Below are 26,904 nucleotides of genomic sequence, written 5' to 3'. Positions count from 1 at the left end.
AAGAGACGTACTCTTTTTTAACCTTTAAAGGTCACAATGGTGGCACCACTGCCTCCAGCATTTTGTGGAGCATAGCCAAAACTCTTGACATGCTTGTTTCTTTGCAGGTATTTGGTGACGCCCTCACGGATGACTCCTGTTCCGATACCATGGATAATGTCGACTTGCGCCATGTTATTAAGCAGGGCTTGGTCGATAAAGGCGTCCAGCTCATTCATGGCCTCTTCGTACCGTTTACCTCGGAGATCCAGTCTCGCTTGCGGACCACGACCAGAAGCTCGTTTGACGACATTGACTTGTTTTTTCTTGACTGGGGCTTCTTGCTGAGCCTGAACAAGGTCAAATTCTTTCTCTTCCAAGGTCATCTTGATCAAACCGACTTGGGCTTCCCAACGGCCGTCCTTAAGCTGATTGGTCAAGGTTCCACGTTGACCATAACTGAGGACCACAATGTCATCTCCCACCTTTGGAGCTCGTTTTTTCTTGGCCTTTTGAAGGACCTTGTTTTTAGACAAGTCGACTTTTTCAGGGGCCAATTTCTTCAGCTCAGCCTTGGCTTCAATGATTTCGTGGGGTTTGAGTTGAGACTTACTATGGAGATTTTTGAGAATCTGATCACTTTCACTTAGAGCGAGTTCCACAATCTCGGCAGCTTGTTCACGCGCCTTGTTGAGCTCAGTTTCCTTTTCACGATTGAGCTCGTTGTAAAGTTTTTTGAGTGCTCGATTCATCTTGAGGTTTTCTTGCTCCACCTCACGGATATTGTCCAAGCGTTTGCGACTTTCAAGCGTTTGCTCTTCCAATTGCTCAATGATACGGTTGACATCATTATCTTGATTGACCTGCTGGCTGGCATCTCCTACGATGACATCTGACAAGCCCAGGCGTTTGGCAATTTCAAAGGCATTGCTTCGACCAGGAACTCCCTGCATAAAGCGATAGGTCGGACGCAGGCTGGCTGTGTCAAACTCCATGCTGGCATTTTGCACAAAGGCTGTTTCGATACCGTAGGCCTTGAGTTCTGGATAGTGGGTCGTCGCCATGGTCTTGACCTGACGCAGACGAAGATCCTCCAGAATAGCCATAGCAAGCGCTGCTCCTTCCTGCGGATCGGTACCTGCCCCCAACTCATCCAAAAGTAAGAGTGAATGTTGATTGACCTTGCCAAGAATATCTACGATATTGGTCATGTGGCTGGAGAAGGTAGACAAGCTTTGTTCGATAGACTGCTCATCGCCAATATCCGCGAAGATTTCCTCGAAAATACCAACACGGCTTCCTTTATCAGCTAAGATTGGCAAGCCAGACTGGGCCATGAGTTGAGTCAAGCCCAGGGTTTTGAGCATGATGGTCTTCCCACCAGTATTGGGACCTGTAATGACAATGGCCGTTAATTCCTTACCAAAGTGTACATCGTTTGCGACAGCATTTTTGACCAAAGGATGGCGAACATGAAGGAGTTGAATCTCCTGATTCTCTGAAAGTTGAGGAACAACTGCTTGTCTTTCTTGGATGAAACGTACCTTGGCACGAATCAGATCCAGATGACCGATGATCCAAGCGTCATTAGCAATCTCAGCAGCATGAGGACGAACCCGTTCCGATAGTTCCTGCAGGATGCGAATCATCTCATAGCGTTCGTCTGCTCGCAGACTGGCGATTTCTTCGCTCAGCTTGACCACCTCACGTGGCTCGATATAGACCGTATTCCCACTAGCAGAGATGTCATGGACAACACCTGCAATCTTATTACGATAGGTATTCTTGACAGGTAAGACTTGACGACCATTTCGGCTAGCGATTATGCCCTCCGTCAACATCTGAGCTTTTTGTTTGAGCAAGTCTTGCAAGACATCTCGAACTTGACTCTCGCTATCATGGATTTTCCGACGGATACGTGCTAGTTCTTCACTGGCAAAATTTTCGATAAATCCTGCATCATTTAGGGCTTGGAGACTCCCTTGCAAGTGTGGGAAATCATGTAGTTTTTCAAACCATCTCGCCAACTGCTCCAAGCGTACGTTTTCGAGATTGGTATAAAAGCCTTGCAACTCTCTGCTAGCCAGCAAGACTCGTTTGAGGAGCAGGAACTCCTCAATATTGAGGTCCGCTCCCATCTCCAGACGCTTACAGACAGCTGAAATCTCACGTGTCGCTAGGATGGTAAAGTGGGGCTGCTCCACAAATAGGGCTTGCATTTCCTCCATCTCTGTAAAGGCTTGTTTGATCTTATCCACCTTAGCAGTTGGAGCCAAGCCTTTTAGCTCCTCTAAGCCTTGTTCTGTCAAGAGATGCGGTTCAAACAAGGCTTTGATTTTATTAAATTCTAAGGTTTCTAGTATTTTTGTATTCATATTTTTTCCTTGTATGCTTGTTTATAAGATTATAGCAACTAGAGGTTTTGACCTAGTCCCCCAATCTGTAAACAAAGGGCTAGGAAAAATCCCGCCCTTTTTATCCGATTAAATTTGTCACCCAGAGTTGTTTGATAAGGTTTGTCGTAAAAGGGACACTTTGGATGATGTGTTTGGCTACTATACTTTTTTCGAGTGAATTTTGAATGACTGCCAGAGGCACCGTTGCAAGGATGGTCAGAGCCATTTGCAAGACAAATAAGGTTACCAATAGAGACAAAAGGCCTGATCCGATACGCAACCATTTGACATCGAGCTTTTTAGTTGGAATCAAGTGCAGGAACAAACCGATAAAACGTCCGATACTATAACAAATTCCGAAAACTAAAAGATAGGCTAGACCCGCATAAAAGACCTTGTCTAGATGAAAAAGCTGGTCTGAAGGGAAGAAAAAGGTTCCCTGTCCTTCCTGAGGATTGGCATAAGGGACAAGCAAGTGGAAGTGGTCACCCAGTGATTTATAAAACTGTCCCGCAACAAAGGCTGAAATCACTGCCACGAGGAAATAATAAACTTGCAGGACCAAACCTCTACGGTAGCCGATGTAAAAGCCCCAAGCCAGAACCAATAAGAGTAGGATTGAAATCATAGGGAGTCCTCAATCTTGCTCTGTTCTTGTTTAACAGCAATCAACTTGTGGCGGAGTTCTAACAACTCTTGCTCCTTGTCATCAAATTCAATCTCACGGTTGAGTTGTGTAGACAGACAATTGACCGCCAAAAGAAGCGCAATGGTCTCATCATCCGCCCCAGGCATTTGTTCTTTAATTGCTTGGTATTTTTCAGTCGCAACCTTGGCAATTTCCTCCATAAAGAGGTTGTCATGCTCGGTTGTCAAGGTTAATGTCTTTTTCCCGAATGTAAACTTATATCGATTTAGATTTGCCATAAAATTCACCTCACGATATTATACCAAATTTCGCTAACTTTGTCAGTTTTTACCAATTCTCCTGCTTTTGTGGTACAATAGAGACTATGGCAAGTATCACACTCACACCAAGTGAACAGGAAATTCAGAGCTTTTTAAGTCAGTATCAGAAGGCTCTCAGTCCTAGTAAAAATCCTTATATTCGCTATTTTTTGAGACTGCCTCAGGCAACGGTTTCCATCTATACTTCTGGAAAAGTCCTCCTTCAGGGCGAAGCTGCTGAGCAGTACGCCAGTTTCTTTGGCTATCAAGTTGTAGAGGAAACCAGTGGACAAGATTTCCCTATGATTGGGACTGATGAGGTGGGAAATGGTTCCTACTTTGGTGGGCTGGCTGTTGTGGCTTCCTTCGTGACACCTGACCAGCACGACTTCTTGCGAAAACTCGGTGTGGGGGATTCCAAGACTCTGACAGACCAAAAGATTCGTCAGATTGCCCCTATCCTCAAGGAAAAAATCCAGCACCAAGCGCTCCTCCTTTCACCGAGCAAGTACAACGAAGTTATCGGAGAGCGTTACAATGCTGTTTCTGTAAAAGTTGCCCTTCATAATCAGGCTATCTTTCTCCTGCTTCAAAAAGGAGTCCAGCCAGAAAAAATCGTGATTGATGCTTTTACAAGCGCTAAAAACTATGACAAGTACTTGGCGCAGGAAGCCAACCGTTTTCCAAACAAGATCACTTTGGAAGAAAAAGCCGAGGGCAAATACCTGGCTGTTGCGGTTAGCTCCATCATTGCGCGTGATCTCTTCCTCGAAAACTTGGAAAATCTTGGACGAGAACTAGGCTATCAACTGCCAAGCGGTGCTGGAATTGCATCTGATAAGGTTGCTAGCAAAATCCTTCAAGCCTATGGTATGAAGGGACTTCATTTCTGCGCCAAACTTCACTTTAAAAACACTGAAAAAGCCAAAGCACTTCTAGAAAGGTAAATTATGAATTCGTTTAAAACATTTCTAAAAGAATGGGGAGTTTTCTTCCTGATTATCGCACTGGTCGGTCTTAGCCGTATCTTTCTTTGGAGCAATGTCCGTGTAGAAGGACACTCTATGGACCCTACCCTAGCCGACGGAGAAGTTCTTTTCGTTGTTAAACACCTCCCAATTGACCGCTTCGACATTGTGGTTGCGCATGAGGAAGACGGAAATAAAGACATTGTCAAAAGGGTTATCGGCATGCCTGGTGATACCATCCGCTACGAAAATGACAAACTCTTTATCAACGGTGAAGAAACGAATGAACCTTACCTAGCTGAGTACCTCAACTTGTTCAAAACAGAAAAGTTGCAAAACACCTATACTGGAAAAGGATTTGAAGGCAATAAGGGAGTTTACTTTAGAGAACTTGCTCAAAAAGCACAAGCCTTTACGGTCGATGTCAATTCCAACACCAGCTTCAGCTTTACTGTCCCTCAAGGCGAATACCTTCTCCTTGGTGACGATCGTCTAGTCTCTAGCGACAGCCGCCATGTCGGTACCTTCAAGGCCAGCGATATCAAAGGCGAAGCAAAATTCCGTTTCTGGCCACTTAACCGTATCGGAACATTTTAAGATAAGGAAGAGGCCGAGAATGCTAAGTCTCAGTCTCTTTTTCTATTGTGAGAAAAAACTTTTCGTCATCTAGTTTTTTCAAAGTGGACAAGAGACCAATTCTCACGAACTCATGTAAAGGAAACCTATGGAAGTTTATTTTTCAGGCACCATTGAACGCATTATTTTTGAAAATGTTAGTAATTTTTATCGCATCTTGCTCCTAGATATCGAAGATACCAATGCGGAGGACTTTGACGATTTTGAAATCATCGTTACAGGAACTATGGCGGACGTGATTGAGGGTGAAGACTATACTTTTTGGGGGCAAATCGTTCAGCACTCCAAGTATGGGGAACAGCTTCAGATCAGCCGTTATGAACGGGCAAAACCAACTAAAAATGGGCTAGTCAAGTACTTTTCCAGTAGCCATTTCAAGGGGATTGGTCTCAAAACGGCCCAAAAAATCGTTGATAGCTACGGTGACAATACCATAGACGAAATTCTGGAGCATCCTGAAAAGCTGGAAAGCATTGCTGGACTCTCTGCCAAAAACCGTGAGGCATTTGTCTCCACCCTCCGTCTCAACTATGGGACAGAGATGGTTTTGGCAAAACTAGCTAACTACGGCATTCCCAATAAACTAGCCTTTCAGATTCAAGATTTTTACAAGAACGAAACGCTGGATATTGTCGAAAATTATCCCTACCAGCTGGTTGAGGATATCAAGGGCTTGGGCTTTACCATTGCTGACCAATTAGCCGCCGAACTAGGCATCGAAAGCCAAGCTCCCGAGCGCTTCCGTGCTGGCCTTGTCCACAGTCTCTTTCAAGCTTGTATGGATACGGGTGATACCTATATGGAAGCCCGTGATTTGCTGGAACAGACCCTGACTCTCCTCGAGTCCTCCCGTCCCGTGGAACTGGATCCCAACCAAGTCGCTCAGGAATTATCTCATCTGATTGAAGAAGACAAGGTTCAGCAGATTGACACTAAAATCTTTGATAATAGCCTCTTTTTCGCTGAAGAAGGCATTCGCAGTCACTTGGTTCGTATCCTTGAAAAAGAAAAGCAGAAAAATCAGGATTTGGAAACCATTCACAAGCATATCGCTAGTGTTGAGGAAGAACTGGGTATCCAATACGATAGTATCCAAAAGCAAGCTATCTGTGACGCTATCCAGAACAAGGTCTTTATCCTGACAGGTGGACCTGGTACAGGTAAGACGACTGTTATCAATGGAATTATCGCTGTTTATGCCCTTTTAGAAGGGCTTGATCTCAGGAAAAAAAGCAATCTGCCTATCCTTCTTGCTGCTCCAACTGGTCGAGCAGCTCGGCGCATGAATGAATTGACAGGTTTGCCTAGCGCGACTATACATCGCCATTTGGGGATGACGGGAGACGATGATACCAGTCATCTAGAAGATTATCTGGATGCCGACTTCATCATCGTGGATGAGTTTTCCATGGTGGATACTTGGCTAGCCAACCAACTCTTCTCCAATATCTCCTCTAACAGTAAAATCCTCATCGTGGGAGACAGTGACCAGTTGCCTTCTGTTAGTCCCGGACAAGTCCTTGCTGACCTGCTCCAGATACCCCTGATTCCGCAGACTCGCTTGGAACGGATTTACCGTCAGAGCGAAGAATCAACTATCGTTACCTTGGCGAGTCAGATTCGACAAGGCATCTTGCCAGCTGACTTTACCCAGAAAAAGGCAGACCGTTCCTACTTTGAAATCGCTAGTGGCCATATCCCAGCTACGATTGAGAAAATCCTCGGCGCTGCCCTCAGAAGTGGCATTCCGGCTCGTGATATTCAGGTGCTAGCGCCTATGTATCGAGGAACCGCTGGTATTGACGCCATCAACCAGCTCATGCAAGACCTGCTCAATCCTCAGCAAAAGGGACAAGTTAGCTTTGAAGCAACTCAGTGTCACTATCGAACAGAGGACAAGGTCATTCACCTAGTCAACGACGCTGAAGTCAATGTCTTTAACGGAGACCTAGGCTACATCACAGACCTAATTCCTGGAAAATACACCGAGTCCAAACAAGACGAGATTGTCATTGATTTTGACGGCAATGAGGTCATCTATCCACGCAACGAATGGTACAAGATTCGACTAGCCTATGCCATGAGTATCCATAAGTCTCAGGGAAGTGAGTTTCCTGTTGTTATCCTGCCCATCACCAGTGCTAGCAAGCGCATGCTGGAGCGAAATCTCATCTACACAGCTATCACACGGGCTAAGAGCAAGCTCATCCTTCTTGGTGAATTACAGGCTTTCGACTATGCAGTCAAGCACATCGGAACTGCTCGCAAGACCTATCTGATTGAGCGTTTCAGTGATTTAATTGAAACTAATATTGAAGAAAGTAAACAAGCCTTCTCTGAAACTGCCACAGCAAGTGACTCTGAACAATCCTACATCCTCACCGAGCAAAACTGGTCTAGTATTCCCGCTATGATTGGGATTACAGACGCAGACCTTAAAGAGATTTTTGGAAAATAGTGCATCAGAAAACCCACCTAGTCAGGTGGGCTTTTTCTCTTTTAAGATTATTTTACTGTTGCAGTGCTTGTGATCAATTCAACAGCTTTTTTGATAGTGATATCGTGTTTCAACATGTCAGCTGAAAGCAAGTTTTGTACTTGTGCAACTTCCATGTTGTAGTCTGCTGCCAATTGCTCAATTTCTTTTTGGATTTCTTCTTCTGAAGCGTCAAATCCTTCAGCTTTGGCAACTGCTTCGATAACAAGGTTAGTCTTCGTACGTGACTCAGCTTCTGCTTCGTATTGTTTGTGAAGGTCTTCTTGAGTAGTTCCAGTGATTTGGAAGTACATGTCAGGGTTGATACCTTGACGTTGCAAGTTTCCAAGGAATTCATTTACTGAACGGTGAACTTCTTCGTGGATCATTTCTTCTGGAAGTTCTACGATTTCAGCGTTTTCTACAGCTTTATCGATTGCTGCACCTTCAACGGCATCTTTGTATGCTTCTTCTTTCGCAGCAGTCAATTCTTTGCGGTATTTTTCTTTCAATTCGTCAAGAGTTTCCACTTCTTCGTCGATATCTTTTGCAAGTTCATCATCAAGAGCTGGAACTTCTTTAGCTTTTACTTCGTGGATAGTTGTTACGAATTTAGCTTCTTTACCTGCAAGGTCTTCTGCTTGGTAGTCTTCTGGGAATGTTACAACAACATCAACAGTTTCGCCAGCTGAGTGTCCTACCAATTGGTCTTCAAAACCAGGGATAAATTGACCTGATCCAAGTCCAAGTGAGAAGTTTTCACCTTTTCCGCCGTCAAATTCAACACCGTCGATAGAACCAACGAAGTCGATGACAACAGTGTCGCCATTTTCAGCAGCGCCTTCCTTGATAACCAATTCAGCCAAGTTGTTGCGTTCGCGTTCGATGCGTTCTTCAACGTCAGCGTCAGTTACTTCTTTTTCTACATCAACTGATACTTCAAGGTTTTTGTAGTCACCCAATTTAACTTCAGGTTTTGTCACAACTTCAGCTGTGATAACCCAGTCTTGACCTTTTTCCATTGAAGTCACGTCGATTTTTGGTTGTGCAACGACTTCAAGACCAGCTTCTTTTACTGCAACTTCATAAGCGTTTGGCAAAAGTGCGTTCATTGCATCTTGATAAAGAGCTTCTTCACCAAATTTTTGGTCGAAGATAGGGCGTGGAAGGTGACCTTTACGGAAACCAGGAACGTTAAGAGTTTTCTTTACTGAGTTAAATACACGGTCCAATTCTGGTTTGATTTGGTCTTGAGAGATAGTGAAAGTCAAGACACCACGGTTTGTTTCTTTGTTTTCAAATGATACAGACATTCTGTCATTTCTCCTTAAAATTTTTAATACAGTCCATTATACCATATAATAGCGACTTTTTTCAAGTAATGAATGCGCTTTTCAATAGTGCTAGAGGTACTTGCTCGCTTCCTTGATACTAAGTTCAGCCATTCGTTTCTTATTTTTTTCAATAAAACGTGCTACCCATTCGGGATTGGTTTTAGAGTAGTCTCTTAGAGCCCAGCCGATGGCTTTGTTGATAAAAAATTCTGTCTGGTCCAGATTGTTGAGCAGAATCTTTTCCATCAGTTGGACATTTGTCTTCTCTTTTCTTAACAACTGGTGATCAATAGCAACTCGTCTCAGCCAGATATTGTCTGATAGGCTCCATTTTAAAAGCACATCTTCAAGTTCCGGATGGTTAGCCACTAAACTTCCTACTACTCGATCTAGGATATCTACCGTGTCCCACCAGGACTTGGTCACGACCAGCCGCTCAAGTTTAGGCAAATCGTCCTTCGTTAGATAAGACTGCATGGCTTTCAAATAGTTGGCAGCCACATATTGGTATTCTCTAGGTTCCTTTTCCCAGCAAATATCTACAAAATCCCAATCGATAATCTTTGTTTTTTTCACGCTTGGAAAGTATTTTTTATAGAGTGCATTTCTTTCAGGACCTGCAATACCTAAAAAGGGAAATTGATGACGCATATAGGCTTCCATGGGGCCTGCCTTTTTCGGATCTTTTGCTGCTTCTAGCTCCTCAAGTAAATCTACAAGACTCATCTAAAAGTTCTCCTGCCCAACCAAGTGGTGCTGAAAGGCATAGACCGCAGCCTGGGTGCGATCACTGACCTCAAGCTTGGCTAGGATGTTGGACACGTGGGTCTTGACCGTCTTGAGAGAGATGAAGAGTTCATCTGCAATGCGTTGATTTTCGTAGCCCTTAGCGATGAGTTGGAGCACGTCTCGCTCACGCGCAGTCAGCTCCTCATGAAGCTCCATATGATTACGGTGGTATTCAACCTTCTTGCTGACCTCTTGTTCAATAGCCAGCTCTCCAGCAGCTACCTTGCGGACGGCATGAAGCAGTTCGTCTGCACTAGAAGTCTTGAGCATATAACCTTTGGCACCCGCATTCAAGACCGGCATAATTTTTTCATTGTCCAAGTAAGAAGTTACAATCAAAATCTTGGCTTCAGGCCATTCTTTCAGGATGGCTAAGGTCGCGTCAATCCCATTCATCTCAGGCATGACGATATCCATGACAATGACATCTGGACGCAGTTGCAAGGCCAAGTCAATACCTTGAGCCCCATTGGCAGCCTCACCCACAACTTCCACATCGTCTTGGAGGTCAAAATAGCTTTTCAAGCCTAATCGGACCATTTCATGGTCATCTACCAGTAAAATTTTCATCTCTACTCCTTTATGATTCCTTGTCTAGCAGGGGAATACGGATATCAACCGCCAGTCCTTGCTTAGGTGCTGTCAAGAGTTGAACCGTTCCTGCCATATCTTCGACTCGCTCCTTGATATTTCGCAGTCCATAACTCAAGTCGTCTAAGCTCCCTAACTGGAAACCAATCCCATTGTCCACCACCTTCAGCTGCACTTCAACATCTGTCTGATAGAGGTAGACATCTAGGCAAGATGCCTGGGCATGGCGGAGGGTATTGCTGATCAACTCCTGCAAAATACGGAAGATATGTTCTTCAATCTTCTTGGGCAATTTAGACACATTCTGCTTGAGACTAACCTTGAGATCACTCTTGTCCTCAAGCTCTTTTAAGAGGATTTGAATCCCCTCAACCAAACTCTTCTCTTCCAACTCAACTGGTCGCAAATGTAGGAGCAAGACCCGCAAATCTTTCTGGGCTGTTTCGAGAATGGCTGCAACACTTTGCAACTGGGTCTGCATCTTTTCTCTATCCAGCTTCAAAGCCTGCTGACTGACACCCGATAAAATCATATGGGCCGCAAACAACTCCTGACTAACTGTATCATGTAAGTCACGTGCTATCCGCTTCCGTTCTTTCTCGATGATTGCTTCTTCCTTAACTAGTCCTTGATTTTCAGCCTTTTGAACAGCTTCTGTCAAGAGGTTGAGCTTGCCAGACAAGGACTTGAAACTGGCTTCCAAGTCTGGATCTGCAAAAGAAACCACCTCTTTTCCTGCTAGCAGTCGCTTGAGATTGATCTGCATTTTTCTGCGTGAAATTTCTTCCATCACCCGCCAAAAAAGGACAAAAAAGAAGGTCATGGAAAGGCTAAAGACCAAGATCAAGAAGATGAGTTTCTCTGTTTTCTCGATATCCTGTAGCAAATAGGACCAATCAAGATTTAGAATATCAAGCAGACTATTAGCCAAAAAGAGAATAAAGAGGAATGAAGTCAGGCCGATTAACAGATAAGATTGCTTTTTCATCCTCTCACCACCTCCACATCGCCAACCATAGTAGTTAGGAAAATCTTGACACTCTTGTTACTCTTGAGGTAGTCTCTGGTTTCCTGATGATAGTGTTCATTACGGAGGGCTCGCTTAGGTTGATGAAGGAATGTTAAATCTCCATAGAGGCAGTTGACACTGAGGCTGATTTCCACATCTACAGGTACGATGATCCTAGTCGTTCCCACCATCTTTCTAAGGATAATGACATTGTCATGATTGGTTAGAATAACTCTTTCCAAATGAATGGTGTCCTTGCCCATGAGGCGAAAGAGGTTGATATCGTCAAATTGGCAGGTCTGGTGACTAGAGAAATGATGGAGATTGCCAAACCAAGGATTGTGTTCATTTTTAACCGTTACCACCTCTTCAAAGACCAAGTCCGTCTCCTCTCTTTCTTGATTCATCATCGGATAGAGAAGAAAAAGACTATAGATAACTGCTACAAAGATAGCTAATATCACAAAGGGATTGAGCATGACGATGAAAAAGAAAAGAATAGTCGCCACAAGGAGAAAAACGTTGTTGCCCTCTTTACCTGTATAATAGCGGAGCAAGAGCAAAAAGAGGAATAGAATCAGCAGAAAACGCGAAAAATGCTCTGATACCATCAAAATCAGAGCTCCCGTCAATAGACAGGCTTCAATAAATAAAAAGATTTGAAATTTTTTCATAGCTGCATCCTCTCTTTTCTATTTTATCACAATTCAAAAAAGTCACCTCGGTCTGAGGATGGAAAAAGGAGATAGGACAGAAATCGCTCCTACAAACTAGGTTTCATCAACTCACCACAGTTGGCAAAAGGCTACAAAAAAGGGCGGGATTCTTGTCCCGACCTCTCTACATCTGATCTTTTGCTTCTTTTAGTTTACCATAAAGAATGTAGTCTACTTTTTGCAGATCCGCTATGGTGGCACAGTTAAGGGCACACATAATCAAGCGTAAATCTGCTTTCCAGCCTTGGACAATGCCAATCACTTCTTCGACTGTGTAGGTTTCAATCAACTCTAGAACGGTACGTGACAGTCCTACAGCCTTGGCACCAAATACCAAGCACTTAATCATATCAAGAGGATTTCGAACCCCTCCGCTAACCAAAAGTTCGACCTTGTCTTTCCATTCTTGAGCATTGAGGAGGGCTTGCATAGTAGACTGGCCCCATTGATTAAGGTAATCACGCTGGCCACTACGACGGTTTTCAATGTAAGCAAAGCTGGTACCACCACGGCCTGACAGGTCAACCGTTCGAACACCCAGTTCATAAGCTCTCTCGATGGTCTTCACATCCATCCCAAAGCCCACTTCCTTTAGGACAATAGGAACTGGGATTTGCTTGCTATAATCTGCTAGATGCGATTGCCAGCTTCGAAACTTTCTTTCTCCCTCGGGCATGAGTAATTCCTGCATGACATTAACATGCACTTGAAGGAGAAGAGGATTCATCTCTTCTACAGTCTGAAGTCCTAACTCAACAGGCTTGTCCAAGCCAATATTGGTTCCAAGGAGGATCTTTGGATGGCTAGTCTTGACAGAAAAAGAGTCATCTGTAGGATCTTTTAGGGCTGCGCTATAAGATCCCGTCACAAACAAAATCCCACAGGCTTCTGCCACCTGAGCCAGTTTTTGATTGATTTCTTTACCTTTGTCGCTCCCACCTGTCATGGCATTGATATAAAAAGGAAAGTCCCACTTTCGACCTGCAAACTCTGTAGACAAATCAATCTCATCCAGGTCATAAAGAGGCAGGGAAGAATGAATCAACTCCACCTCATCAAAGCTATTATAGGAACTTTTCTGCTCAAGGGCATAGCGGATATGCTCGTCCTTACGATTTGTCGTCATGTCCTATCCTTTCTTGGTATAAGAGCTCAATCCCCAGATCGGCCCAACGGTTTTTTAAGGTTTCAGTTGATTGCTCATCAAAACTCAAGGCAATCCCACAGTCACCACCACCAGCGCCACTACTCTTGGCAACAGCCTGCAAATCTTGACTGGCTTCTTTCAACTGTCTCAGCGAAGGTGTGTATATATCTAGGCTCAAGCCTTCTAAAAGCCGACTAGCTGTTTCCAGCTGCTCGATAATTTTTTCTGCATTCCCCTGCTCCAAGGCTTCTACCAAAGCAGACACCGTTGCTTTTGAGGAAGTTAAAAAATTCTGATTGATGTTTTGCTTGATTTGCTGAACCATTTGACTCGATACAGCCACTTGCTTGGTCCATCCCACTAGGAAATCACATTCTAGGGCAGGTTGTACGTGTGAGATAGAAAAGCCCCAGTCACGCTCCAAAACTGTTGCCAAGCTTTCTTCTTCCAACCAAGTAGCTATCTTCTTTCGATCAAAAGATTGGTAGAGAACCAAATCCTCTGCAACGATACAGGCAAGGTCTCCCATAGAACCATTGTCTCCTCGCTTGAGTAAGACCGCGCTAGCCAGCTTGAACAAGAGTTCCGGATCAACCGTAATATCATATAGAGCCAGCAGGGCCTTAATCACCAAGACAACGACGCTACCACTAGAACCTAGACCAAACTTTTTGCCTTCCCGTTCCATTTTTCCACGAATTTCCAAAGAAAAAGGTCTCAAGGTTTGCCCACGATAAACGAGGAAATCTCCCACTAAAGCAATCGTTTCTTGAATCAAGCTGTAGTCAGGTTTTGGCGTCAAGTCCACTGCGAAATCAAACATATCTGAATAGATACGGTAGCTATCAGAAAAGGCAATCTCTCCCCTCATATAGATAGGTATCGCCTTTATCAAGGCCAGCTGTCCTGGCTCTAGAATAGCATATTCACCAGCCCAATAGAGCTTTCCGCAAGTTTTAACAGCAATCATCTTGGCTCAAATCCTTTGTTTTTGACACAATCAAGCGGTAACGTTGACCGAAGATTTCTGATAAATGCTCCAAGTCTTTCTCCTGACAGAGAACTTTGACATTGGGACCGGCATCCATGGTAAAGTAGCAGGCTTCCCCTTGCTCACGAAGCTGGTGGACAAAGTCCATGGCTTCATAGGAAGCATCCGTTAGATAAGAAAAGGCTGGACTAGCAGTCTTGGTCGTAGCGTGCATGGCTAGGGCATTTTTCTCCGTTAATTCCCCAACTTTGGTAAAGTCATTTTCCTTGAGATAAAGCAGCATATCCTGATAGTCCTTCTCAGATTGACGCACCCAGTCATCAAAAGTCGTCGAGGTTTCCACACAGAGTTTCATCCCATCACGGCTAGAGATTGGTTTTTTCTTGTCCTCTAGCACCAACATGATCATGGCTAGTTTCAAGTCTGTCTCTACAGGGTAGATTTCCCCACTATCCTTGTTCCAAGCTCCTAGCGGCCCATAAAAACTGCGTGAGGACGACCCTGAGGCAAACTTAGCCTCCTGAGCCAACTGACTTCTATCCAATCCTAGCTGGAAATACGCATTACAAGCCTTGACCAAGGCGGACAAACCACTGGAACTTGAGGACAAGCCCGCTGCAGTCGGCATGTTGTTTTGGGTATCAATACGGACAAATCCTTCACCTTCTGGACGGTAGCGATTGATGATTTTACTTATCTTGGCATGTTCTGCCTCATTTTGGAGCTGACCATTGATATAAAAGGCATCAGCCGTCGCAAGGGCTGGCAGAGGCGACAAGATTGTCTCTGTGTACATATTTTCCAAAGTCAAAGAGATACTGCTAGTAGCAGGAACCATCTCTTTTTCTTTTTTCTTTCCCCAATATTTGATAATGGCAATATTTGCGTAGGAACGTACTGTTACAGGCTTTCGATCCATGTCTGAACAGCTCCTTTCTCTTCTAATCGTTTTGCTAGTTCTTCTGCTTGATCCAGATTGGCTGCCAAGGCTATGATACAGCCTCCTAGCCCACCACCACTCATCTTGGCACCTAGAGCACCATAGCTAAGAGCCGTTTCAACGAGGGAGTCTGCCTCAGGGCTGCTGACACCAATTTCTTTTAAATGTAAATGCGCTTGACTGAGGATTTGTCCCAGTTCCTCAGCATCTTTTCGTCTAATCGCAACTTCTGCTTGCTGGGTCAATTCTCCCAAGGCATGCAAAAACGGTAGGGCATCCTTGCCCTTACTTTGAACCACTTGGATGGCTTCACGAGTGTGACCATAAACACCCGTATCTGCAATCACCAAATAGGCAGATAGGTTCATCTCAAGTTCTGTAAAACCAACATTCTTGATAAAGCGAATGGGTTGGTCACTGAGACAGGTCTTGGCATCCAACCCGCTTGGATTCATATGGGCAATCATCTCAGCCCGATTGACCAGTATTTCCAGTACATCATGAGGCAGATTGGCTTGATAGTAGTCAAATACCGCACGTATGGCCGCTATGCTGATAGCCGCTGACGAACCCATTCCCCGTTTTTCAGGGATAGCTGAGTCAATCACACATCGAATGCAAGCTTCTTTGATATCCAAATACTCCAGCGATGCATAAACTGCCATGGACAAGGTATCCTCCTCATAAAGACGCCACGGATTTTCAGCAGGGACCACCTTACATGTCACCTCCACCTCCAAAAGAGGTAGGGAAATGGCAGGATAGCCGTATACGACAGCGTGCTCTCCTATTAAAATAATCTTACTATGTGCCTGACCGACACCAACTTTTTTTGTCATGTTTTCCTTTAACCAGACGAAAAGACCGTCTCATTTCATACAGTAGTATTTTCTCCTATCTATTTTATTATATTTTCACAAAAAAAGCGATTGTTTCCTTCACAATCGCCTCTTTCATTATTGAATCCATTCTCCATTATAGTTGACGTAGTAGCCATCTACAGTGGTATTCACTGCTAAAGCACCTGAGCTATAAGCATAGTACCATTTGCCATTGACCTGGAACCAACCTGTCTTCATATCTCCATTACTTGCATTTAGGTAGTACCAAGTTGAACCATCTTGATACCAACCAGTTGCCATTGCTCCTGATGAACGGAGGTAGTACCACTTATTGCCAAGTTGTTTCCAACCAGTTTGCATGATACCAGTTGTTGGATCTAAATAGTACCATGGAGCAGGTTTGCTTCTATCAATGCCAAAAGTAACATGGAAATCTTGAGTCCAACCCTTAGCAACTTCACCAATTGGTAGTGGATTGTAAGAATCATCGCCAGAAATTCCTAGCTTATTTAAATAATACCAATTGCCGTCTTCATAAGTCCAGCCTGTCTTTACAGCATAATTATTATCAAAATAATAAGTTCTCTTTTCAGCAGATGGAGTATATTGTTCACCGTATACTTTTCCTGTATTTTCAGACGTTTTTGCCTCTAGTACTTGTTTATCTGTTTGTTCTAGCAAAGCACCATCTGAGCTAAAATAATACCATTTTTGTTGGAGTCCGATTTCATTAACTGGTTGGTTATCTAATAAATTATCACGATAACCTGTTCCAGGAATTTCTAAGTATTGCCATCCAACTACCATTTCTCCTTTATCACCAAAATAGTAAGTTTTACCGTCTATTTTATGCCAATAGATTGCTTTATGATCATCTTTTACATAATATTTTCTATTATCCTTATCAACAAATTGGCCACCTGTTGTATCCGCAAATACAGTATTAGTAGCTAGCAAACCAAAGAAAAATGTTGCTAGTGCGACTTGCATCATTTTTTTCAAAAGCTTCATTTGTATCTCCTCCAACATTAAATCCACTCACCAGATGAAGCAAAGTTATAAACTTTACCATCGATAGTTTGGCTACCTGTAACCATTGCTCCAGAGGAATTGAGATAATACCAGTTTCCATTTACTTTTGTCCAACCTGTCTTCATATCTCCATTACTTGCATTTAGGTAGTACCAAGTTGAACCATCTTTCACCCAACCAGTTGCCATGGCTCCTGATGAACGGAGGTAGTACCACTTATTGCCAATTTGCTTCCAACCAGTTTGCATGATACCAGTTTCTGGATCTAGATAGTACCAAGCTGAACCATCGTTTATCCAACCTGCACGTCTTTCACCACCAATATAGTTTTCTCCATTAATTTCCGTTTTAGCTAGATAATACCAATTAGACTGGTCATAAAGCCAACCTGTCTTTAAAGAATGATTTTGATTAAAGTAATAGTTCGTGTAAAAACTCTTCTCTTCTTTATCTTCCGGATTTGTACGTTTTTCACCATACTTTCTTCCAACACTGTCTTTAGTTTTAATTTCTAATGCTTTCCAACCAACAAACTCTTGTAGCACTCCATTTTTATCGAAGTAGTACCACTCTGACTTTGGAAAACCTTCTAATCTGATACCATTTGGGTAAGGACCAATTGTACTACCTTTAGATGGAAACGGGATATATTGCCAGCCGACAACCATCTCTCCAGATAGAGAATCAAAATAATAGTACTTACCATCAATCACTCGCCAGTAGGTTTCTTTAAGATCACCCTTTTTGTAGTAAGTTCTTCCGTTTTCTTGGATAAACTGCCATCCTTCAGAATCATCTGCAAATACTGTATTGGTAGCTAGCAAACCAAAGAAAAATGCTGTTAGTCCAACTTGCATCATTATTTTAAATTTTTTCATTAGATCTTTCCTCCATAACTGATTGTAGCAAAGACTTTATTGTATGTCAATATATAGAAATTGCTCAAAAAAGCCGTTACATAACTGCAACTGCTTTCTATTCTTGCATGGTGTAACCAACACCACGTACGGTTTTAATGTAGCTTTTTTGACCTTTTACATCAAGCTTGCTACGTAGATAACGGATATAAACATCCACGATATTGGTTTCGGTCGCACTTTCATACTTCCAAACACTTTCCAACAACTGTTCACGAGTCAGAACTTTCTTGCTTCCCATAAGAGTAGCCAAGAGGTCATACTCACGACGGGTCAGAGCAATCATCTCCTCGCCACGATAAACGGTATGATGTTCTACATCCATACGCAGATTGCGGTAAGATGTTGGAACCTTCATCTGACTACAGTGTTGATCGATAAAGTCCCGACCTCGGAAAATCGCTGAAATACGAGCTACCAAATTATCAATAATAACTGGCTTATAGATGTACGAAACGGCAAAGCGTTGGATTGTCTCAATCTGATCTTGCAATTCTTCGCGATGGTCCAAGACCATGATCACTGAGGCAGGTTTTGTCCGACTCAGCTTGTCTGCAAAATCCTGGGCTGTCATATCCCCCAGTTGAGCATTCAATAAAATCAAGTCATAGTCTGTCTGAAGAGCCATGGAGAGGGCTTTTTGCCCCTCCTCAACCTGATCAACTCGGTATTGCTCTTTTTGGAGTTCCAAACTTAAAAAATGAGCTAGATTTCGTTCTTTCTCAAGTAATAAAATCCGTTTCCCCATGGCAGACCTACTTATTTTTCGTCATACCAAGAGTAGTGGAATGTTCCTTCTTTGTCTTTACGTTGGTAAGTGTGGGCACCAAAGTAGTCACGTTGCGCTTGGATCAAGTTAGCTGGAAGGTCAGCTGAACGGTAGCTATCAAAGTAAGTGATAGCTGCTGAGAAAGTTGGCACTGGCACACCAGCTTGAACAGCAAGAGCTACGATATCACGTACTGCTTGTTGGTACTTAGCAGTAACATCCAAGAAGTACTCATCCAAAAGAAGGTTAGCAAGGTCTGCATCACGGTTGTAAGCATCTGTAATCTTTTGCAAGAAACGAGAACGGATGATACAGCCATCACGCCAGATAGATGCGATGTCTGCAAATGGCAAGTTCCAGTTGTTTTCTTTAGAAGCTACACGCAATTGAGCAAAACCTTGTGCGTATGAAATAATTTTTGAGAAGTAAAGGGCTTGACGGATTTTTTCAATCAACTCAGCCTTGTCTCCTTCAAATTTGAAAGCAGCTGGTTTTGGAAGAACCTTGCTAGCATGCACGCGTTCTTCTTTGTAAGTAGAGATGTAACGTGCAAATACTGACTCAGTGATGAGTGACAATGGCACACCAAGGTCAAGAGATGATTGGCTAGTCCATTTACCAGTTCCCTTGTTACCTGCAGCATCAAGGATATAGTCTACGATTGGTCCATCTTGACCTTCATCGTCTTTACGGCTCAAGATATCAGCTGTGATTTCGATCAAGTAGCTGTCCAATTCACCCTTGTTCCACTCAGTAAAGATTTCAGCCATATCTTCTGCAGAAAGGCCTAGCAAGTGTTGCATCAAGTCATAGCTTTCTGCAATCAATTGCATATCACCATACTCGATACCGTTGTGAACCATTTTCACATAGTGACCAGCTCCATCAGGACCGATGTAAGTCACACATGGTTTACCATCTTCTGGTGCTTTAGCTGAGATTTCTTCAAGAACATCCGAAACCAATTCGTAGGCCTCTTTTTGTCCACCAGGCATGATAGAAGGACCTTCAAGGGCACCTTTTTCACCACCAGAAACTCCAGTACCGATAAAGTTGATACCTGAGTTTGCCAATTCTTCATTACGACGGATGGTATCTTTGTAGAAAGTGTTTCCTCCGTCAATCAAGATATCACCCTTGTCAAGGTGCGGAAGAAGGGCTTGGATAGTAGCATCTGTACCAGGTCCAGCTTGAACCATCAGCATGATACGACGAGGTTTTTCGATTGAGTTTACAAAACTTTCAACGTCATAGCTTGGTACAAAGTTCTTTTCAGGATGGCAAGCAATCACATCTTCCGTTTTTTCTTTACTACGGTTGTAGATAGCAACTGTGTAACCACGAGATTCAATATTAAGGGCAAGGTTACGACCCATTACGGCCATACCTACAACACCAAAGTTAGCTTTTGTCATTTGACACTCCTCTTGTTTCATTTGTTTTATTTTATCATTTTTACTTTTGAAAAGAAAGAATTTTGTAACGACTGCTTAGTAGTCCAAGTCATCCGCATGACCAGCGCCATTTCCGACAAAATATCCTGTCTTACAGTTAAGGGTAAAGAGATAGGTTCCATCTGGCTTATAGAGGTTGTAATAACCATTGCCGTTAACGATATTGACACGTTCAAGGATATATTGGTCTCCAGTGATATAGCCACGTGAACGTGAAGTTGCTAGAATTTGTTCCAAAACACCATCCGCAAAATCCCAGGCAGAGTTATTACTATCATCAATAGCAGACTGATTATAGGCAACACGACTGGCACTTCTTTGAACAGCAACCCCTGCACTCGAGAGACCCATATTAACTTCACCGCGACTACTTCTAGTCTCATTTGAACTACTTGGTTTTGCCTCACTTGTCGTATTGGAGCTTGCTTGACTCGTGCTAGAGCTTGAACTTGAGCTGGAAGCACTGGTTTGTTGGCTCTTGCCAAGACTAATGGCCTTATCCAAGAGTTTGTCTAGTTCTGTGTTGCCTGTCTTAATTTCTGTAAATTTAGCGTCTGCTTTGGCTTTCGCATTGGTATCCAAGACACCGTCAGTGATTGCTGGGCTTTCAAAGAGGGCATTAACATCTTGAATGGCCTTGATTTGAGTTGCTAGGCTATCATATCTTGACTTAGCTAGTGTATAATCACGGCTACCTTCTAACTTATCTAGTAAGGTTTTCAGTTGGCTCAATTTATCAAACTGGCTATTTTTCAGAGCTGTCTTATTAGCATCCGTATAGAAAGTATCATAGAGATCATTGAAGTCTTTCAAAGCCGTTTGTGTTCCTTGATCATCCGAAGAAGCTGCTTGAGAAGACTGGATTTCTTGGTTTGAACGAGACACTTGACGGTAGACATAATATGTTCCAGCAAGCACAAGGATTGCAGCTACTACAGAAGCAATGATGATGACACCTTTCTTCTTAGAGCCTGTTTCAGGTTCTGTTTGAGCCGAACGTGATAGAGGTGTATAGGTCTCCTCATCTCGTTCCTCATTTATTTCCTTGGGCTCTGTTTCTGTTAAAACGAGTGACTCTATTTCTGCATTTTCTTCATCTTGAAGTGGTGGAACAAACTGAGTAGTCTCTTCATTTTCTATCTCTTCAATAGATTCCTCAGCAACCACGTCTGAATCGTCTACCTGATCAGAAGATTCACTTGATTCACGAACTTCTTGAATCATTTCCTCTAGATTTTGAGTAGAAGCTAGCTCTTCTTTTTTAAACTGACGAGTTTCAAACTTGTCAGCTTCGATTTCTTCACGGTGTTGTTTGATGTATTTGTCTAAGATACTATCCTCAGGCAATACTCCTGCCTCGACCTCTTCATTCTTACGAATGACTTGACCAACAGTCAAGTCTTTTGCTTCGTCAAAGTCGAATTGTGGTTCTTGATGTCCTTTTTTATGACGATCACGTCTTTTCTTACTCATGAGTTCACCTTTCTATTTTACCTCTTGGCGTTTGACACGCTGACCAAAGTATTGATACAAATCCACTTTTAAGGTCCCGTTATAGAGTTTTCGCTTTTTATCAGCTGAACTTCCGTACTTGCTTTCAAAAGCTTCGTCACTCGTCAGGATAAACTTACTCCACGTTTTCAGTGGTGCAAAGACCTGTCCCATCTCAGCATAGAGTTTGGTAACTCCTGCATCATCAGACAAGCGTTCCCCATATGGTGGATTGGAAATGACAACGCCATTAATCTTGTCTGTGCGCAAGTCCTGTACCCGCATTTGCTTAAAGGTGATATCACCTGCGACGCCTGCTGCTTGAGCATTTGCCTTGGCAATCTCCACCATGCGAGCATCAATATCACAGCCCATAATGTCCAGCTCAAGTTCACGATCCATTTTCTTAGCCGCCTCTGTGCGAACTTCCTGGATTAACCGATCGCTGACCCAGTTCCATTCCTCAAAAGCAAAGGAACGGCGAAGTCCTGGTGCCATTTTTCTGGCAATCATAGCCGCCTCGATACAGAAAGTTCCTGAACCACAGGTCGGATCAATCAAGGGCTTGTCTGGATACCAGTTAGAGAGTTGTAAAATGGCCGCTGCCATATTTTCCTTGATGGGTGCTCCACCCTTTTCCGTACGATAACCACGTTTAAAAAGGCTAGAACCTGTCGTGTCAATCATGACAGTTGCCACATCTTTCAGGATAGATACCTCAATCTTAAACTCGGGACCAGTTTCCATCAAGGGAACTCCTTCTGGACGGGCATAGTGTTTTTGTAATTTCTTCACAACAGCCTTCTTAGAAATAGCCTGAACACTGGGCTCGTTGTGGAGTTTAGACTTCACACATTTTGCCTTTGATATCGGGAAACGTGCTCCTAGCGGGAGATAGTTTTCCCAATCTAGAGCAAAAACACCTTGAAAAAGCTCTTCAAAAGTCTTAGCAGGAAAACTTCCGACTACAATCTTGATGCGATCCGCTGCACGAAGCCAAAGATTGGTTTCGATGATGGCTTTCGCATCTCCTTGAAAACGAACACGGCCGTTTTCAACCTGGCAATCATAACCAAGGTCTCGCACCTCACGTCCAACGACAGCCTCAAGACCCGCTGCAGCAGTAGCGATTAAATTAAATTCTTTTTTCATTTTCAGTCTTATAAGACCTTTCTATATGTCCGCTTTAAAAAATGAGGTTGAGAAAGTTTTCTCAGCCCCAACCTATATGCAATTTTCTATAAGCCATGTTTTGTTCCAGAAGTGACTAGGACCACTTCCTTCGATAATCATCTGTCTACCGCTAACAGCCTACAGCTGAAAGTAGTCAGAGTACTACGTTCGTTTCCGTGTACTCCATGCCCCGACCAAAATTTGGGTTGCTAGCTTGAGGGGTTTACCGCGTTCCACTCTCTCTGTTTCCAGAGAGACTCCGTCACTGTGGCACTTTCAAGCCTACTCTGGCCTATCCGAGGACTTAGCCATTTCAACTGCCGTAACGATTTCTCGTCCCTAGGCTTATGGTTTCGCCTAGCACAAACACTACAGGCATCACAGCCTGTGCTAGCATGGACTTTCCTCATGAAAAGAAATTCTCCTCACGCGATTATCCAAAAATTGCACTTTTCAAATAAGCTCTTATAAATCAGAGTTATCCAAAATTTGTTTACCAAATACTTCTTTCTCAAGACGATTTAGTCGTTTCAAAATATCAAAATTCGTCATAGAAGTTGTAGCCGTCATTTCAAGTGGTTCTGCTTGAACCGGTGCAGATTCAGGTTTGCGAGACAATTCTTCCTTCAACTCTGCAATTTCTTGACGGAGAGACTTGACTAAGGCAGCATAAGTTTCGTAGTCCTTGATGACATCGTCCAAAAATTCATCAACTTCAACCTTACTATATCCACGGACTTCACGTCCAAACTCTTGCTCAAAAATATCTTTTGCTGAAAAAATAATACTTGCCATCTCTCTCTCCATTCTCGGTTTCTAATAGTATTATTATATAAAAAAAGGCAAACAAAAATCAAGGTCAAAGGCTTACTTTTCAGAAAAATTTTCTGCTACTTCGTTTAATTCCTCAAATGTTAATCTTTTTGTAATATAGTTGTCTTTCTTTTTCATCAGTTCGTAAAAATACTTCAGTTTTGTTTCATTTTCTTCATCATAAAAAAGATAGGCACCATCTGTATTTTCAAGTAAGAAAAGTTGATAGTCTCGTAATTGACTCTTGTGTTCATAGTTCGGATAGGCGTATTTTACAAAATCAACTTGTTTAAATTCACTAAGTTTAACCTGATTTCCCTCATTCCAGTTTTCCCCATGAGTCTCAAAATCAAAGATAGTCGCCAGTTGAAATCCATAGTCTGCTTTCATGTCTTTTGCTACCTGAAGCGCCCAGTACTCAAAGCCCAAAGTCCCTGTAAAGACAAGCCAGGTCACCCCATCCTCTGCTAGACCTTCCAGGTCTCTCCGAATGGCTGTTTTGATAATATCAACGCGAATATCCTTGTCATTAAAGAGACCAAGGTCCAAGGCAGAATACCCTAAAATCAAGGCTGATGTCATTTTTAACCCTTTCTTTGTAAATTTATGATATAATAGAGTGATGTTATTGTACCAATAAGGAGAATTATGGTCAACTATCCACATAAAATTTCATCTCAAAAGAGACAAGCACCCCTGTCACAAACTAAAAATTTCGCAAATCGGGGAATGTCTTTTGAAAAGATGATTAATGCTACGAACGACTACTATTTGTCGCATGGGTTAGCTGTTATTCACAAGAAACCGACTCCCATCCAAATAGTACGTGTCGACTATCCCCAACGAAGTCGAGCCAAGATCGTTGAAGCCTACTTTAGACAAGCCTCAACTACTGACTATTCAGGGGTTTATGATGGATACTACATCGACTTTGAAGCAAAGGAAACCAGGCAAAAACATGCGATTCCGATGAAGAATTTTCATCTTCATCAGATCCAGCATATGGAACAAGTCCTTGCCCAGCAAGGAATCTGCTTTGTACTCCTTCACTTTTCTTCTCGACAAGAAACTTATTTGTTGCCGGCACTTGACTTGATCCGTTTCTATCATCAAGATAAGGGACAGAAGTCAATGCCACTTGGATATATTCGAGAAAATGGATATAGGATCGAGCCTGGTGCCTTCCCTCAAATTCCCTACCTCGACATTGTCAAAGAACATTTACTAGGTGGTAAAACAAGATGAACAAACAAACTTTTCTGCGAATAGCTAAGTATGTCAGTATCAGTCTCTTAACTGTATTTATCGCAGCTGTAATGCTTGGTGGAAGCCTCTTCCTCTACTATGTTAGCAAGGCTCCCGAACTTTCTGAAAGTAAACTAGTCGCTACAACGTCAAGTAAGATCTACGATAGCAATGACGAGCTTATCGCTGATCTTGGCTCGGAACGTCGGGTCAATGCCCAAGCAAACGAAATACCGACCGATTTGGTCAACGCTATTGTTTCGATTGAGGACCATCGCTTCTTTAATCACCGAGGAATTGACACGATCCGTATTCTAGGTGCTACCCTCCGAAACCTTCGTGGTGGTGGAGGTCTGCAAGGAGCTTCAACCTTGACGCAGCAGTTGATTAAGTTAACTTATTTCTCTACTTCAACTTCTGATCAAACCCTTTCTCGTAAGGCCCAGGAAGCATGGCTCGCCGTTCAGCTAGAACAAAAAGCGACTAAACAAGAGATCTTGACCTACTACATCAACAAGGTTTACATGTCAAACGGTAACTACGGAATGCAGACTGCTGCCCAAAGTTACTATGGCAAGGACCTCAAAGATCTAAGCATTCCTCAATTGGCTCTCCTTGCTGGTATGCCTCAGGCTCCAAACCAGTATGATCCATACTCGCATCCAGAAGCTGCTCAAGAACGTCGTAATCTCGTCCTCTCTGAGATGAAGGGGCAAGGTTACATTTCAGCTGAGCAATATGAAAAAGCGATTAATACTCCAATTACAGACGGACTCCAAAGTCTAAAATCGGCTAATAGTTATCCTCCATACATGGACAACTATCTCAAAGAGGTGATCGATCAAGTCGAACAAGAAACAGGCTACAATCTCTTAACGACTGGTATGGATGTCTACACCAACGTTGATCCTAAAGTTCAACAACATCTCTGGGATATCTACAATACCGACGAGTATGTCAACTATCCAGATGATGAAATGCAAGTAGCTTCAACGATTGTGGATGTGACAAACGGGAAAGTCATTGCTCAGTTAGGTTCTCGTCATCAAGCAAGTAATGTTTCATTCGGTACCAACCAGGCCGTTGAAACCAATCGTGACTGGGGTTCTAGTATGAAACCAATCACTGACTATGCTCCCGCTTTAGAATATGGAGTCTATGACTCTACTGCGTCTATTGTACATGATGTTCCTTATAACTATCCTGGCACTGATACTCCACTCTACAACTGGGATCATGTCTACTTTGGAAACATTACAATCCAGTATGCTCTTCAACAATCACGAAATGTCACAGCCGTTGAGACTTTGAATAAGGTCGGTCTAGATAGAGCTAAAACCTTCCTTAATGGTCTTGGTATCGACTATCCAAGCATGCATTATGCAAACGCCATTTCAAGTAATACAACAGAATCTAACAAACAATACGGTGCAAGCAGTGAAAAAATGGCTGCTGCCTACGCTGCTTTTGCTAATGGTGGTATTTACCATAAACCAATGTATATCAATAAAATAGTCTTCAGTGATGGTAGTGAAAAAGAATTTTCTGATGCCGGTACACGAGCTATGAAAGAGACTACAGCCTATATGATGACCGAAATGATGAAAACAGTCATAGTTTATGGTATCGGACGTGGTGCCTACCTACCATGGCTTCCACAAGCTGGTAAGACTGGTACTTCTAACTATACTGATGAAGAAATCGAAAAATATGTCAAAAACACTGGTTACGTAGCTCCAGATGAATCGTTTGTAGGATATACTTCTAAGTATTCTATGGCTGTATGGACTGGATACTCAAACCGTTTTACTCCAATAGTTGGAGATGGTTTCCTAGTTTCTGCCAAGGTTTATCGCTCAATGATATCGTATTTATCAGAAGATGAGCAACCTGAAGATTGGACGATGCCAGATGGCCTCTATCGAAGTGGTGAGTTTGTCTTTAAAAACGGTGCTCGTTCTGCATGGACTGCCCCTGCTCCGCAACAAGCCCCAACACCTGAAAGTTCGAGCTCGACATCAGAAAGTTCAACTTCACAGTCAAGCTCAACTACTCCAAGCACGAATAATAGTGCAAACAATAATACCAATAACCAGCAACCAAATACAACGCCTGGTCAACAAAACCAGAACCAAAATCAGAATCCTCAACCAGCACAACCATAACATTTATCACCCAGAAAAATCTGGGTGATTTTTTCATAGCACTATTGCATCTATCTGCTTAACAAAAGCCTGAGAAGACATCT

At 42.9% G+C, this 26,904-nt stretch carries 25 protein-coding genes and 1 other RNA gene; 5 read left to right on the top strand and 21 right to left on the bottom strand.

Features of this window, described 5'->3' with window-relative positions:
* Window positions 1-17 precede the first annotated feature (17 nt).
* The 3 genes from ACIY19_RS00225 to zapA form a co-directional block, all read right to left on the bottom strand.
* Complete coding sequence (locus ACIY19_RS00225) at window positions 18-2,354, bottom strand: endonuclease MutS2 (protein WP_409002408.1); 2,337 nt, start codon at window positions 2,352-2,354, stop codon at window positions 18-20.
* 100 nt (window positions 2,355-2,454) lie between these two features.
* Window positions 2,455-3,003, bottom strand: coding sequence for a CvpA family protein (locus tag ACIY19_RS00220; RefSeq protein ID WP_000623538.1), 549 nt, complete (start codon window positions 3,001-3,003; stop codon window positions 2,455-2,457).
* Window positions 3,000-3,302, bottom strand: coding sequence for a cell division protein ZapA (gene zapA, locus ACIY19_RS00215; protein WP_000002028.1), 303 nt, complete (start codon window positions 3,300-3,302; stop codon window positions 3,000-3,002). Before zapA ends, ACIY19_RS00220 begins: the two co-directional genes overlap by 4 nt.
* Window positions 3,303-3,388: 86 nt before the next feature.
* Between zapA and rnhC the strand changes: the two genes are divergently transcribed.
* The 3 genes from rnhC to ACIY19_RS00200 all read left to right on the top strand — a co-directional run bounded on the left by rnhC (window position 3,389) and on the right by ACIY19_RS00200 (window position 7,385).
* On the top strand, window positions 3,389-4,270 hold the full coding sequence (gene rnhC, locus ACIY19_RS00210) for a ribonuclease HIII (protein ID WP_084881477.1): 882 nt from the start codon (window positions 3,389-3,391) through the stop codon (window positions 4,268-4,270).
* A 3-nt stretch (window positions 4,271-4,273) separates the two neighbouring features.
* Window positions 4,274-4,888 (top strand): signal peptidase I, encoded by a 615-nt coding sequence (gene lepB, locus ACIY19_RS00205; protein ID WP_001083992.1) that lies wholly within the window; start codon window positions 4,274-4,276, stop codon window positions 4,886-4,888.
* A 127-nt stretch (window positions 4,889-5,015) separates the two neighbouring features.
* Entirely contained in the window at window positions 5,016-7,385 is a 2,370-nt protein-coding gene (locus ACIY19_RS00200) for an ATP-dependent RecD-like DNA helicase (protein WP_409002407.1), read from the top strand.
* Window positions 7,386-7,432: 47 nt separating this feature from the next.
* Here ACIY19_RS00200 and tig read toward each other — a convergent pair whose 3' ends face one another.
* From tig to ACIY19_RS00110, 18 genes are all read right to left on the bottom strand, one after another.
* Window positions 7,433-8,716: a trigger factor gene (tig, locus tag ACIY19_RS00195; RefSeq protein ID WP_000116508.1), complete on the bottom strand. Its 1,284-nt coding sequence runs from the start codon at window positions 8,714-8,716 to the stop codon at window positions 7,433-7,435.
* 90 nt (window positions 8,717-8,806) lie between these two features.
* A complete protein-coding gene (locus ACIY19_RS00190) occupies window positions 8,807-9,463 on the bottom strand; it encodes a DNA alkylation repair protein (protein ID WP_409002406.1) in 657 nt (218 codons plus the stop codon).
* Entirely contained in the window at window positions 9,464-10,096 is a 633-nt protein-coding gene (locus tag ACIY19_RS00185; protein ID WP_409002405.1) for a response regulator, read from the bottom strand.
* A 10-nt stretch (window positions 10,097-10,106) separates the two neighbouring features.
* Window positions 10,107-11,105, bottom strand: a complete 999-nt coding sequence (locus ACIY19_RS00180) for a sensor histidine kinase (protein ID WP_409002404.1) — start codon at window positions 11,103-11,105, stop codon at window positions 10,107-10,109.
* Window positions 11,102-11,800 carry a cell wall-active antibiotics response protein LiaF gene (liaF, locus tag ACIY19_RS00175; RefSeq protein ID WP_409002403.1) on the bottom strand — a complete coding sequence of 233 codons (699 nt, stop codon included), beginning with the start codon at window positions 11,798-11,800 and terminating at the stop codon, window positions 11,102-11,104. The genes ACIY19_RS00180 and liaF overlap by 4 nt, the downstream gene beginning before the upstream one ends.
* Before the next feature lie 166 nt (window positions 11,801-11,966).
* Window positions 11,967-12,968, bottom strand: a complete 1,002-nt coding sequence (gene fni / locus ACIY19_RS00170; RefSeq protein WP_409002402.1) for a type 2 isopentenyl-diphosphate Delta-isomerase — start codon at window positions 12,966-12,968, stop codon at window positions 11,967-11,969.
* The gene (locus ACIY19_RS00165; RefSeq protein WP_000562407.1) at window positions 12,952-13,959 is read right to left on the bottom strand and encodes a phosphomevalonate kinase; all 1,008 of its coding nucleotides are present in this window, start codon (window positions 13,957-13,959) and stop codon (window positions 12,952-12,954) included. The genes fni and ACIY19_RS00165 overlap by 17 nt, the downstream gene beginning before the upstream one ends.
* Window positions 13,946-14,899: a diphosphomevalonate decarboxylase gene (mvaD, locus tag ACIY19_RS00160; RefSeq protein ID WP_084880437.1), complete on the bottom strand. Its 954-nt coding sequence runs from the start codon at window positions 14,897-14,899 to the stop codon at window positions 13,946-13,948. The genes ACIY19_RS00165 and mvaD overlap by 14 nt, the downstream gene beginning before the upstream one ends.
* The gene (gene mvk, locus ACIY19_RS00155) at window positions 14,881-15,759 is read right to left on the bottom strand and encodes a mevalonate kinase (RefSeq protein ID WP_070567252.1); all 879 of its coding nucleotides are present in this window, start codon (window positions 15,757-15,759) and stop codon (window positions 14,881-14,883) included. The genes mvaD and mvk overlap by 19 nt, the downstream gene beginning before the upstream one ends.
* A 117-nt stretch (window positions 15,760-15,876) precedes the next feature.
* On the bottom strand, window positions 15,877-16,773 hold the full coding sequence (locus ACIY19_RS00150; RefSeq protein ID WP_409002401.1) for a choline-binding protein CbpC: 897 nt from the start codon (window positions 16,771-16,773) through the stop codon (window positions 15,877-15,879).
* A 17-nt stretch (window positions 16,774-16,790) separates the two neighbouring features.
* Entirely contained in the window at window positions 16,791-17,672 is an 882-nt protein-coding gene (locus ACIY19_RS00145) for an N-acetylmuramoyl-L-alanine amidase family protein (protein WP_000713620.1), read from the bottom strand.
* Window positions 17,673-17,769: 97 nt separating this feature from the next.
* Entirely contained in the window at window positions 17,770-18,459 is a 690-nt protein-coding gene (locus tag ACIY19_RS00140; protein WP_049493051.1) for a response regulator transcription factor, read from the bottom strand.
* A gap of 11 nt (window positions 18,460-18,470) precedes the next feature.
* Window positions 18,471-19,895: an NADP(+)-dependent, decarboxylating phosphogluconate dehydrogenase gene (gndA, locus tag ACIY19_RS00135; protein WP_409002400.1), complete on the bottom strand. Its 1,425-nt coding sequence runs from the start codon at window positions 19,893-19,895 to the stop codon at window positions 18,471-18,473.
* 75 nt (window positions 19,896-19,970) lie between these two features.
* The gene (locus ACIY19_RS00130; RefSeq protein ID WP_409002399.1) at window positions 19,971-21,407 is read right to left on the bottom strand and encodes a cell division site-positioning protein MapZ family protein; all 1,437 of its coding nucleotides are present in this window, start codon (window positions 21,405-21,407) and stop codon (window positions 19,971-19,973) included.
* A gap of 12 nt (window positions 21,408-21,419) precedes the next feature.
* On the bottom strand, window positions 21,420-22,577 hold the full coding sequence (locus ACIY19_RS00125; protein WP_409002398.1) for a class I SAM-dependent RNA methyltransferase: 1,158 nt from the start codon (window positions 22,575-22,577) through the stop codon (window positions 21,420-21,422).
* 84 nt (window positions 22,578-22,661) lie between these two features.
* Window positions 22,662-23,043: RNase P RNA component class B (rnpB, locus tag ACIY19_RS00120), an RNA gene on the bottom strand.
* A gap of 20 nt (window positions 23,044-23,063) precedes the next feature.
* A complete protein-coding gene (gene gpsB, locus ACIY19_RS00115; protein WP_000146534.1) occupies window positions 23,064-23,393 on the bottom strand; it encodes a cell division regulator GpsB in 330 nt (109 codons plus the stop codon).
* 72 nt (window positions 23,394-23,465) lie between these two features.
* Complete coding sequence (locus tag ACIY19_RS00110) at window positions 23,466-23,993, bottom strand: DUF1273 domain-containing protein (protein WP_409002397.1); 528 nt, start codon at window positions 23,991-23,993, stop codon at window positions 23,466-23,468.
* Between the two features lie 66 nt (window positions 23,994-24,059).
* Here ACIY19_RS00110 and recU point away from each other — a divergent pair, with 66 nt between their 5' ends.
* Window positions 24,060-24,656, top strand: a complete 597-nt coding sequence (gene recU, locus ACIY19_RS00105; RefSeq protein ID WP_409002396.1) for a Holliday junction resolvase RecU — start codon at window positions 24,060-24,062, stop codon at window positions 24,654-24,656.
* On the top strand, window positions 24,653-26,821 hold the full coding sequence (pbp1a, locus tag ACIY19_RS00100) for a penicillin-binding protein PBP1A (RefSeq protein WP_409002395.1): 2,169 nt from the start codon (window positions 24,653-24,655) through the stop codon (window positions 26,819-26,821). Before recU ends, pbp1a begins: the two co-directional genes overlap by 4 nt.
* The last annotated feature ends 83 nt before the right edge of the window (window positions 26,822-26,904 follow it).

It is taken from the genome of Streptococcus sp. ST14 (genome assembly GCF_046098195.1).
Lineage (GTDB): Bacteria > Bacillota > Bacilli > Lactobacillales > Streptococcaceae > Streptococcus.
Note: the sequence above shows the minus strand (reverse complement) of the source record. Positions and strands in the feature narration are given on the sequence as shown.

What these genes read in the sequence shown, in the direction of transcription:
- ACIY19_RS00225 (WP_409002408.1), bottom strand. Translation starts at nt 2,354, where the DNA reads ATGAATACAAAAATACTAGAAACCTTAGAATTTAATAAAATCAAAGCC.
- ACIY19_RS00220 (WP_000623538.1), bottom strand. Translation starts at nt 3,003, where the DNA reads ATGATTTCAATCCTACTCTTATTGGTTCTGGCTTGGGGCTTTTACATC.
- zapA (WP_000002028.1), bottom strand. Translation starts at nt 3,302, where the DNA reads ATGGCAAATCTAAATCGATATAAGTTTACATTCGGGAAAAAGACATTA.
- rnhC (WP_084881477.1), top strand. Translation starts at nt 3,389, where the DNA reads ATGGCAAGTATCACACTCACACCAAGTGAACAGGAAATTCAGAGCTTT.
- lepB (WP_001083992.1), top strand. Translation starts at nt 4,274, where the DNA reads ATGAATTCGTTTAAAACATTTCTAAAAGAATGGGGAGTTTTCTTCCTG.
- ACIY19_RS00200 (WP_409002407.1), top strand. Translation starts at nt 5,016, where the DNA reads ATGGAAGTTTATTTTTCAGGCACCATTGAACGCATTATTTTTGAAAAT.
- tig (WP_000116508.1), bottom strand. Translation starts at nt 8,716, where the DNA reads ATGTCTGTATCATTTGAAAACAAAGAAACAAACCGTGGTGTCTTGACT.
- ACIY19_RS00190 (WP_409002406.1), bottom strand. Translation starts at nt 9,463, where the DNA reads ATGAGTCTTGTAGATTTACTTGAGGAGCTAGAAGCAGCAAAAGATCCG.
- ACIY19_RS00185 (WP_409002405.1), bottom strand. Translation starts at nt 10,096, where the DNA reads ATGAAAATTTTACTGGTAGATGACCATGAAATGGTCCGATTAGGCTTG.
- ACIY19_RS00180 (WP_409002404.1), bottom strand. Translation starts at nt 11,105, where the DNA reads ATGAAAAAGCAATCTTATCTGTTAATCGGCCTGACTTCATTCCTCTTT.
- liaF (WP_409002403.1), bottom strand. Translation starts at nt 11,800, where the DNA reads ATGAAAAAATTTCAAATCTTTTTATTTATTGAAGCCTGTCTATTGACG.
- fni (WP_409002402.1), bottom strand. Translation starts at nt 12,968, where the DNA reads ATGACGACAAATCGTAAGGACGAGCATATCCGCTATGCCCTTGAGCAG.
- ACIY19_RS00165 (WP_000562407.1), bottom strand. Translation starts at nt 13,959, where the DNA reads ATGATTGCTGTTAAAACTTGCGGAAAGCTCTATTGGGCTGGTGAATAT.
- mvaD (WP_084880437.1), bottom strand. Translation starts at nt 14,899, where the DNA reads ATGGATCGAAAGCCTGTAACAGTACGTTCCTACGCAAATATTGCCATT.
- mvk (WP_070567252.1), bottom strand. Translation starts at nt 15,759, where the DNA reads ATGACAAAAAAAGTTGGTGTCGGTCAGGCACATAGTAAGATTATTTTA.
- ACIY19_RS00150 (WP_409002401.1), bottom strand. Translation starts at nt 16,773, where the DNA reads ATGAAGCTTTTGAAAAAAATGATGCAAGTCGCACTAGCAACATTTTTC.
- ACIY19_RS00145 (WP_000713620.1), bottom strand. Translation starts at nt 17,672, where the DNA reads ATGAAAAAATTTAAAATAATGATGCAAGTTGGACTAACAGCATTTTTC.
- ACIY19_RS00140 (WP_049493051.1), bottom strand. Translation starts at nt 18,459, where the DNA reads ATGGGGAAACGGATTTTATTACTTGAGAAAGAACGAAATCTAGCTCAT.
- gndA (WP_409002400.1), bottom strand. Translation starts at nt 19,895, where the DNA reads ATGACAAAAGCTAACTTTGGTGTTGTAGGTATGGCCGTAATGGGTCGT.
- ACIY19_RS00130 (WP_409002399.1), bottom strand. Translation starts at nt 21,407, where the DNA reads ATGAGTAAGAAAAGACGTGATCGTCATAAAAAAGGACATCAAGAACCA.
- ACIY19_RS00125 (WP_409002398.1), bottom strand. Translation starts at nt 22,577, where the DNA reads ATGAAAAAAGAATTTAATTTAATCGCTACTGCTGCAGCGGGTCTTGAG.
- gpsB (WP_000146534.1), bottom strand. Translation starts at nt 23,393, where the DNA reads ATGGCAAGTATTATTTTTTCAGCAAAAGATATTTTTGAGCAAGAGTTT.
- ACIY19_RS00110 (WP_409002397.1), bottom strand. Translation starts at nt 23,993, where the DNA reads ATGACATCAGCCTTGATTTTAGGGTATTCTGCCTTGGACCTTGGTCTC.
- recU (WP_409002396.1), top strand. Translation starts at nt 24,060, where the DNA reads ATGGTCAACTATCCACATAAAATTTCATCTCAAAAGAGACAAGCACCC.
- pbp1a (WP_409002395.1), top strand. Translation starts at nt 24,653, where the DNA reads ATGAACAAACAAACTTTTCTGCGAATAGCTAAGTATGTCAGTATCAGT.